At 70.1% G+C, this 6640-nt stretch carries 7 protein-coding genes and 2 tRNA genes; 2 read left to right on the top strand and 7 right to left on the bottom strand.

Translation table 11 applies throughout. From position 1 onward, the window contains the following. Position 1: 1 nt before the first annotated feature. The 4 genes from VFA06_RS07070 to VFA06_RS07055 form a co-directional block, all read right to left on the bottom strand. Positions 2-74 (bottom strand) — tRNA-Lys (locus tag VFA06_RS07070). Between the two features lie 178 nt (positions 75-252). Continuing rightward, positions 253-328, bottom strand: a tRNA-His gene (locus VFA06_RS07065). 155 nt (positions 329-483) lie between these two features. Further along, entirely contained in the window at positions 484-1158 is a 675-nt protein-coding gene (gene orn / locus VFA06_RS07060) for an oligoribonuclease (RefSeq protein WP_349260086.1), read from the bottom strand. Between the two features lie 34 nt (positions 1159-1192). Then, complete coding sequence (locus tag VFA06_RS07055; protein ID WP_324839619.1) at positions 1193-2344, bottom strand: helix-turn-helix domain-containing protein; 1152 nt, start codon at positions 2342-2344, stop codon at positions 1193-1195. A gap of 341 nt (positions 2345-2685) precedes the next feature. Here VFA06_RS07055 and VFA06_RS07050 point away from each other — a divergent pair, with 341 nt between their 5' ends. Beyond that, entirely contained in the window at positions 2686-2919 is a 234-nt protein-coding gene (locus VFA06_RS07050) for a DUF2630 family protein (RefSeq protein WP_324839618.1), read from the top strand. Here VFA06_RS07050 and VFA06_RS07045 read toward each other — a convergent pair. The 3 genes from VFA06_RS07045 to VFA06_RS07035 form a co-directional block, all read right to left on the bottom strand. Then, positions 2852-3655 (bottom strand): hypothetical protein, encoded by an 804-nt coding sequence (locus VFA06_RS07045; protein ID WP_324839617.1) that lies wholly within the window; start codon positions 3653-3655, stop codon positions 2852-2854. The two genes, VFA06_RS07050 and VFA06_RS07045, sit on opposite strands and share 68 nt — an antisense overlap. A 148-nt stretch (positions 3656-3803) precedes the next feature. Continuing rightward, positions 3804-4829, bottom strand: coding sequence for a phosphotransferase family protein (locus tag VFA06_RS07040; protein WP_324839621.1), 1026 nt, complete (start codon positions 4827-4829; stop codon positions 3804-3806). Between the two features lie 552 nt (positions 4830-5381). Beyond that, the gene (locus tag VFA06_RS07035) at positions 5382-5708 is read right to left on the bottom strand and encodes a hypothetical protein (protein WP_324839616.1); all 327 of its coding nucleotides are present in this window, start codon (positions 5706-5708) and stop codon (positions 5382-5384) included. Positions 5709-5712: 4 nt separating this feature from the next. On the opposite strand from VFA06_RS07035, the gene VFA06_RS07030 reads away from it, so the two are divergent. Further along, positions 5713-6492, top strand: coding sequence for a hypothetical protein (locus tag VFA06_RS07030; RefSeq protein WP_324839615.1), 780 nt, complete (start codon positions 5713-5715; stop codon positions 6490-6492). The last annotated feature ends 148 nt before the right edge of the window (positions 6493-6640 follow it).

Genomic DNA, 6640 nt, shown 5'->3' with positions numbered 1-6640 from the left:
GTGCGCCGTCAGGGACTTGAACCCCGAACCCGCTGATTAAGAGTCAGCTGCTCTGCCTATTGAGCTAACGGCGCGTTGCGTGGAAGAGATTACCGTAGATCGCCGCGTAGTTGAAATCGGTTCTCTGGGAGACGGATCCGCGCAGGTGGCGCCGGTAGTGCGGGTCTGGTGGAGTGCGCTGCGGGGCGTGCGCGGGTAGGCGCGACAAAGCGCCCCTGAACTACGTTGCCGCAGTTCAGGGGCGCTGTCTTGTGGGGTGAGTGATGGGACTTGAACCCACGACATCCAGGACCACAACCTGGCGCTCTGCCAGCTGAGCTACACCCACCATGACGTGCTGTTGTGTTGCTTGGAAGAGTGTAGCGGACGCGCGGGGGTGCTCTGAAACCCATTAGCGGGTGGCGCGGCACGGGGCCCGATCGCCGCCCGGTCGGGGTCGGGGGCGGGGATGGGATCGGTGGGGCGGTGCGGGATCTTCTGGAGTCAGCCCGCGGTCGGATCCACACCGGACGGACCCGTGCTTCCCGCGCCCACGCCGGTCGTGCCCACGCCGCCCGCGCTGCTTGCCGTGCCGAACTGGGCGGCCGTGGCGCGCGCGGTCTCCGAGTCGGGGCCGGGCAGCGGGACGAAGACCGTGGCGCGGTAGTAGCGCAGCTCCTCGATCGAGTCCTTGATGTCGCCGAGCGCGCGGTGGTTGCCTGTCTTCGGCGGCGCCTGGAAGTACACCCTTGGGTACCAGCGGCGCACCAGTTCCTTGATGCTGGAGACGTCGACCACTCGGTAGTGCAGGTGGGCCTCAAGCTCGGGCATGTCGCGGGAGAGGAAGCCGCGGTCGGTGCCCACCGTGTTGCCCGCCAGCGGGGCCTTGCGCGCCTCGGGGACGTGCCGCTGGATGTAGTCCAGGACCAGCTGCTGGGCCTCGGCCATGTCCCGGCCGTTCTCCAGTTCGTCCAGCAGGCCGGAGGCGGTGTGCATCTCGCGGACCACGGGGAGCATCTGCTCGACGGCTTCGGCCGGGGGTTTGATGACTACGTCTACGCCCTCGCCGAGGATGTTCAGCTCTGAGTCGGTGACGAGTGCGGCGACCTCGATGAGCGCGTCGCGGGAGAGATCGAGGCCGGTCATCTCGCAGTCGATCCATACCAGCCGGTCGTTGATGCCGTTCATGCCGTCAGGGTATCGGCCGTTGGGGTTATGCACCGTCGCGTACGGTGAAGCCGACGTGGGCTTGTGGACGTGAAGGGGGTTGCGTTTCGGGCTGCTCCTGAGACTGAGCCTGATGCTGACCGCGTGCGGCCGGGTGCGCACTGTCCCCGCCGGAGTCGGCGAGCGTGCCGCGGAACGTCTGCCGGTACGCGGTCGGGGAGGTCGATAGGTGCCGCCGGAAATGGCCGCGCATCGCCACCAGCGAGCCGAAACCGCTGCGCAGCGCCACCTGGTCCATCGGCAGGTCGGTGGACTCCAGCATGCGCTGCGCGTACATCACCCGCTGCGCGTTGAGCCACTGCAGCGGCGCGGAACCGGTGGCCGAGCGGAAGCGGCGGTCGAACGAGCGGCGGGAGAGGGATGCGCGCTCGGCCATCGCGTCGACGTCGAACGGTTCGGTCAGGTGGTCCAGCGCCCATGCCATCGCCTCGGCTATGGGGTCGCCGAGCAGTTCCTCGGGCAGTTCCGCGTCGAAGTACGGCGCCTGCCCTCCCCGCCGGCCGATCGGGAAGACCAGCCGGCGAGCGAGGCTGGCCGCCGACTGAGGACCGTGGTCGCGGCGCACCACGTGCAGGCACGCGTCGAAGCCCGCGGCGGCGCCCGCGCCCGTGATGAACTGGCCGCTGTCCACGCACAGCTCACGCGGCTGGACGCGCACGCGCGGATGGCGGCGGGAGAGCGCCGGCGCGTACATCCAGTGCGTCGTCGCGGAGCGGTCGTCCAGCAGGCCCGCCGCCGCCAGCACGAACACGCCCAGGTCGAGCCCGACGATCCGGGCGCCTTCCTTCGCGGCGCGGCGCAGCGTGGCCAGCGCCGGCTCGGGCGGCCGCTCGGCCGGGGCGCGCCAGGCCGGGACGATCACCGTGCCCGCCGCGTCCGCCGCGGCGAGCCCGTACGGCGTCGCCATCAGGATCCCGCCGGTGGTCGGCAGCGGCCCGGCCTCGCCCATGCAGGCCAGCAGCCGGTAGTACGGCAGGCCCTGGCCGCGCCGGTCGACTCCGAAGACGGTCAGCGGGATCGAGCTTTCGAACAGCGGCGCGTTCTGGAACAGGATCACCGCCACCGTGCCACGGTCCCGGCTCTGCGCGAGCCGCGGCGCCGGGTGCGCCGCGGCCGCCCCGAGGGAGGTCCCGGGCACCGCGCCCGGGTGCGCGGAGACTGGGCGCGGCGCGGCGCCTGCCGTGCGCGGTCTCGGAACGGCTGGCTCGGGCGTCACGGCGTCACGGCTCCTCGGTTTTGCAGCTGCGCCAAACAATCAGCATTCGTATATATAGAAAGACCAGCCTCCCTGTCGACTCGCAACAGGGGCGCGTTGGGGCAAGTGAGCGTGATGTAGCGTCAGATGTGACCGGTATCACAGTTTGACGCCGCTTCGGTGCCGCGGCTTGGGCACAGGCTCGTGCGCTTGTGCGGCGGTTGTGGTCTCCTGGAAGGCGACGACGGACGACTCGTCGGCCTTCGAACGGAGAGGACAGCGCCATGGAAGCCGAGCAGGAGATCCAGGCGAGGATCGCCGAGGTGGAAGCGGAGCAGCACCGGCTGCGCATCCGGTCGGTGGAGGTCCACGGTCTCGACGCGGAGGAGCGGGCCAGGCTCAAGGCGCTGGAGGTGGAGCTGGATCAGCTCTGGGACCAGATCCGCCGGTTCAGGGCCGGGGCGTCGGACGCGGAGGAACTGCGTCCGGCGCGAGAGGTAGAGGGGTACCTGCAGTAGCGGCCGGCGTGGCGGCGGGCTGGCCGGCCAGGTCGGCCCCGGCGGGCGGCGGAGGCGATGGAGCACTGCGCGGCAGGCGGCCGAGCGAGAGCCGCCTGCGCTCGCCGATGAGGTAGGCGGCCACGCCGAGGCCGAGCGCCACCAGGTGTTCCCGCCCGGCGAGGTTGGGCAGCGCGATCGCCTCGCCCGCCATCGCGACGGCGGTGATCGTCAAGATGAGGTACGCGCGGCACTTCAGCGCCACGTAGATGCTCAGCGCGACGACGACCGTGGACGGCCCGGTGTCCAGCTCGTACTGATCCACCTGCGGCGTCCCTATGGCTAACTGCAGGCCGATGATGACCATGATGCGGGCGGACACGGTGGTGAGCCCGTTCACGCACACCGCGGTGATGATCGTGCGCATGCGGCCGAGGTGCACTTCGCTCAGCGCGAAGACCACCAGCACCTGAAGCATCGCTCCCCAGGCCGGAAGGTCGGGCGCCGGCGCGAGCATCGAGAGCGGAAGGCGCAGCAGGATCAGCGGGAGCGGAAGCGCCTGGTAGACGCCCGCGACGTGCTCGACGACCCACCATCCGGCGGTCGTGTGCTGGATGAGCGCGAAGACGCCGATCAGCGCCGTGCAAGTCAGCGCCACCGGGAACGCGGTCAGTTTCCCGGCGCGCGCAGCCCGCCAAGGCGGGCCGAACACGGCGGCAGCCTCGGCGCGCAGCCGTGCGTATGCGAGCTGGAGCACCTTCACCCCTTACCCGTGACCGCGACGGCGAATCGGCGGGGGAACGTGCGCGTGGGCATCGAAGGAATACGCATAGACAGTGCTGAGGCTAGTGGGGCACGAAATCGGCCGCCTCCGGATTTGAGAGCCACTGGACGCGGTAGCCGACTTAGAACTCGTCGCGCAGAGCGGCGAGGCCTGAATCGACGAGGTCCGCGACCCATGAGCCCGCGTGCTCCAAGCCGGGAGCGACCGGTAGGCCGTGCAACGTGCGGTAATGCAGTGCTTCGAGCAGTCCGGCGACCCGGTAGTGGTTCAGTGCGACGTACCAGCCGATGCGTGAGAGATCCAAGCCGGTCTTGACGTTGTACCGCTCTGCCATCTGGCGGACGCTCGGGAATCCGCGGTTGCAGGTGTGCGCCGAGGCGATCGGCTTGGCCGGGGCGCCCGCACCCTCCCAGAAGGTCAGCAGCAGGCCCAGGTCGGCGAGCGGATCGCCGAGGGTGGCCGCCTCCCAGTCCAGTACCGCCGCGATCCGGCCGGGCGTGGTGGTGGAGACGACGACGTTCTCGAGCCGGTAGTCGCCGTGCAGGATCGCCACCCTGTCGCCGGCCGGCACCCCGGCTCGCAGCCCGGCGGCCAGGCGGGAGAGTTTGGGCACCTCGCGGCTGGCGGAGGCCGCGTGCAGGCGGTCCCAGCGGTCCACCTGGCGGATCAGGAACTGGTCCGTGCGCGCGAAGTCGGCAAGGCCGGTCGCCCGCACGTCGAGCAGGTGCAGCGCCGCGAGCGTGTCGATCAGGCCGTGGGCCAGCGATCTGGACTGCGCGGGGCTGAGCGTCGCCGCCTGTTTGGCCCGGCAGAATACGATTCCGGGCACTTTGGCCGTCACGAAGAACGGCGCGCCGATCACCGAGACGTCCTGGCACAGCAGGTACGGTTCGGCAACGGGCACCCGGCCGCCGCGTCCGTGGGCCTGAAACAGCGCCCTGATCACCTGGTACTCGCGCCGGACGTCGCCGCGGCCGACGCCGGGTGCCGGAGGGGCGAGAGTGGCGGGAATTGGAACCTGATTTCCTGCCCCAACGGGCAGCGCCGGCCGCCGTAGTACAAACACCCTGCCATCAGCATCGCAGAGTTCGTACGTGAGGTTGGAGCGCCCGCCCGGCAAGGGCGTCGCGCGCAGCGGCGGTCGCACCGATCCTGGCAGCCGTACCGCGAGATAACGCGTCAACCTGGGCAGATCCAGTCCGCGTGGTTGCTCGGACCAGTCCGATTCGTCCTGATTGTCGGTTTCATCGACCCGCGCCGCGCCACTGTCCGCCGTGCCGCCAGCCACCGGCCCGCTCCCCTCCTGCACGAAGCTTTTTCGCAACGTAGTGCGGGCGCGGGGGGCTGGCTAGTGCCGATTCTTCGTCGACTCTTAGTTTGATCGGGGGTGCCCGGCCGCGAAGAGATTCGTTACGGTGGGACGGTGCGCTCCGGCACGAGCGCATGATCCGAATGCACGGCAAGCGGCGAAAGCTGGGGGTTGGAAAGTGCCAAGGCAAGTGCGCAGGGGCGGACGTTCTGCGGCATCGGTGGTGGGGGCGGTGGCGACCGGTACGGTCGCGATCGGCGCCCTGCTGGTGATACCCGCGAACTCGGGTGTCGCGGAGGCGGGCTCGTCACCCGCTCCCAGCTGCGCATCTGCGTCACCCTCCGGGTCCGCGTCGAAGTCGGCCGACGCGTCGGCCACACCGAGCGCCGGTCAGAGCGGCGGCGGCGCGTCGACCGGCGCGTCACCGACCGATCCGGCGTCGCCGACGCCGACCCCCTGCACCTCGCAGAGCGGGTCTCCGAGTGGAAGCCCTTCCTCCACGCCGAGTAAGAGCCCGTCCTCGACGCCGAGCAAGAGTTCGGGCTTACCGTCGGATTCGGCCTCTGCTTCGCTCGTGAAGAGCCCGACGCCGACCGCGACGAAGAGCTCTGCCCCGGTGACGACGCCGGCTACGACCCCGTATACGCCGCCGGCCGGCGGGGGCGGGGGCGGTGGGGGTGGCGGGGGCAATGGCGACGGCTCGGGCTTTACGTACACTGACGTGCCTCCCGGCGACTCCTCGGTGCGCTACCCGCACGGATCCATCTCGCGGGCGCAGATCATCGTGCGCGCACAGGCCTGGCTGAGCGAGCGGGTGCCCTACAGTCAGACCTCTTGGAAGACCGACCAGTACGGCACCTACCGGCAGGACTGCTCGGGCTACGTCTCGATGGCCTGGGCACTAGACCAGAACATTGACTTCTGGACCGGCAACCTGAACACCGTCTCGCATGTGATCGACGCGAGCGCGCTGCTGCCGGGCGACATACTGCTCTCCTCGAGCCACACGGTGCTCTTCGCCGGCTGGGCCGACTCGGCGCACACCATGTTCGACTACTACGAAGAGTCGCATCCGGGCACTGACGCGCGCTTCGTGGTCGACGCCCCGCTGCAGGACTTCCTCAGCAACGGCTTCGCGCCGTTCCGCTACGACGGCGTGCTCGACGGCGGCACGCTGCCGCTGAACCCCGCCAACGGCCTCAACTTCGCGGCCCTGCAGAACGGCCAGAACGAACTGGCGCCGAACGGCAACGACACCACCCAGCCGGCGCCGGCTCCGTGGCAGTCCGGCTACCTGCCCGCGGACAGCGCGAGCCTGAGCGCATCGACCCAGTCGAAGGCGACCAGGACCCAGGCGGTCGGCGCGACGCAGGACGTCCAGCCGCCACTCGGCTTCGTGGTCGGCGCATCCGGGGCCGTGTTCCTGGTCGGCGGCGTGGTGATAGCCCGCGGTTACCCGCAGCTCGCCTCCAGCCGCAAGCGCCCGCGGCGCCGCCACTAGGCCGTGGGTAAGAAGTATCGCCGGGGCCGCGACGCCTGCCACGCACGCTCGCTGCGTTGGCGAAACGCCCACAGACGACCCGGTATGAGGGCGCTCCGCCGCCTTGCGATCGCACGCGCCAGACGCCGCGGCCTTATCCGACGCTACT

This window comes from Actinocrinis sp., from assembly GCF_035653575.1.
GTDB lineage: Bacteria > Actinomycetota > Actinomycetes > Streptomycetales > Catenulisporaceae > Actinocrinis.
The sequence above is the reverse complement of the archived record's forward strand: the minus strand, read 5'-3'. Positions and strand labels throughout refer to the sequence as shown.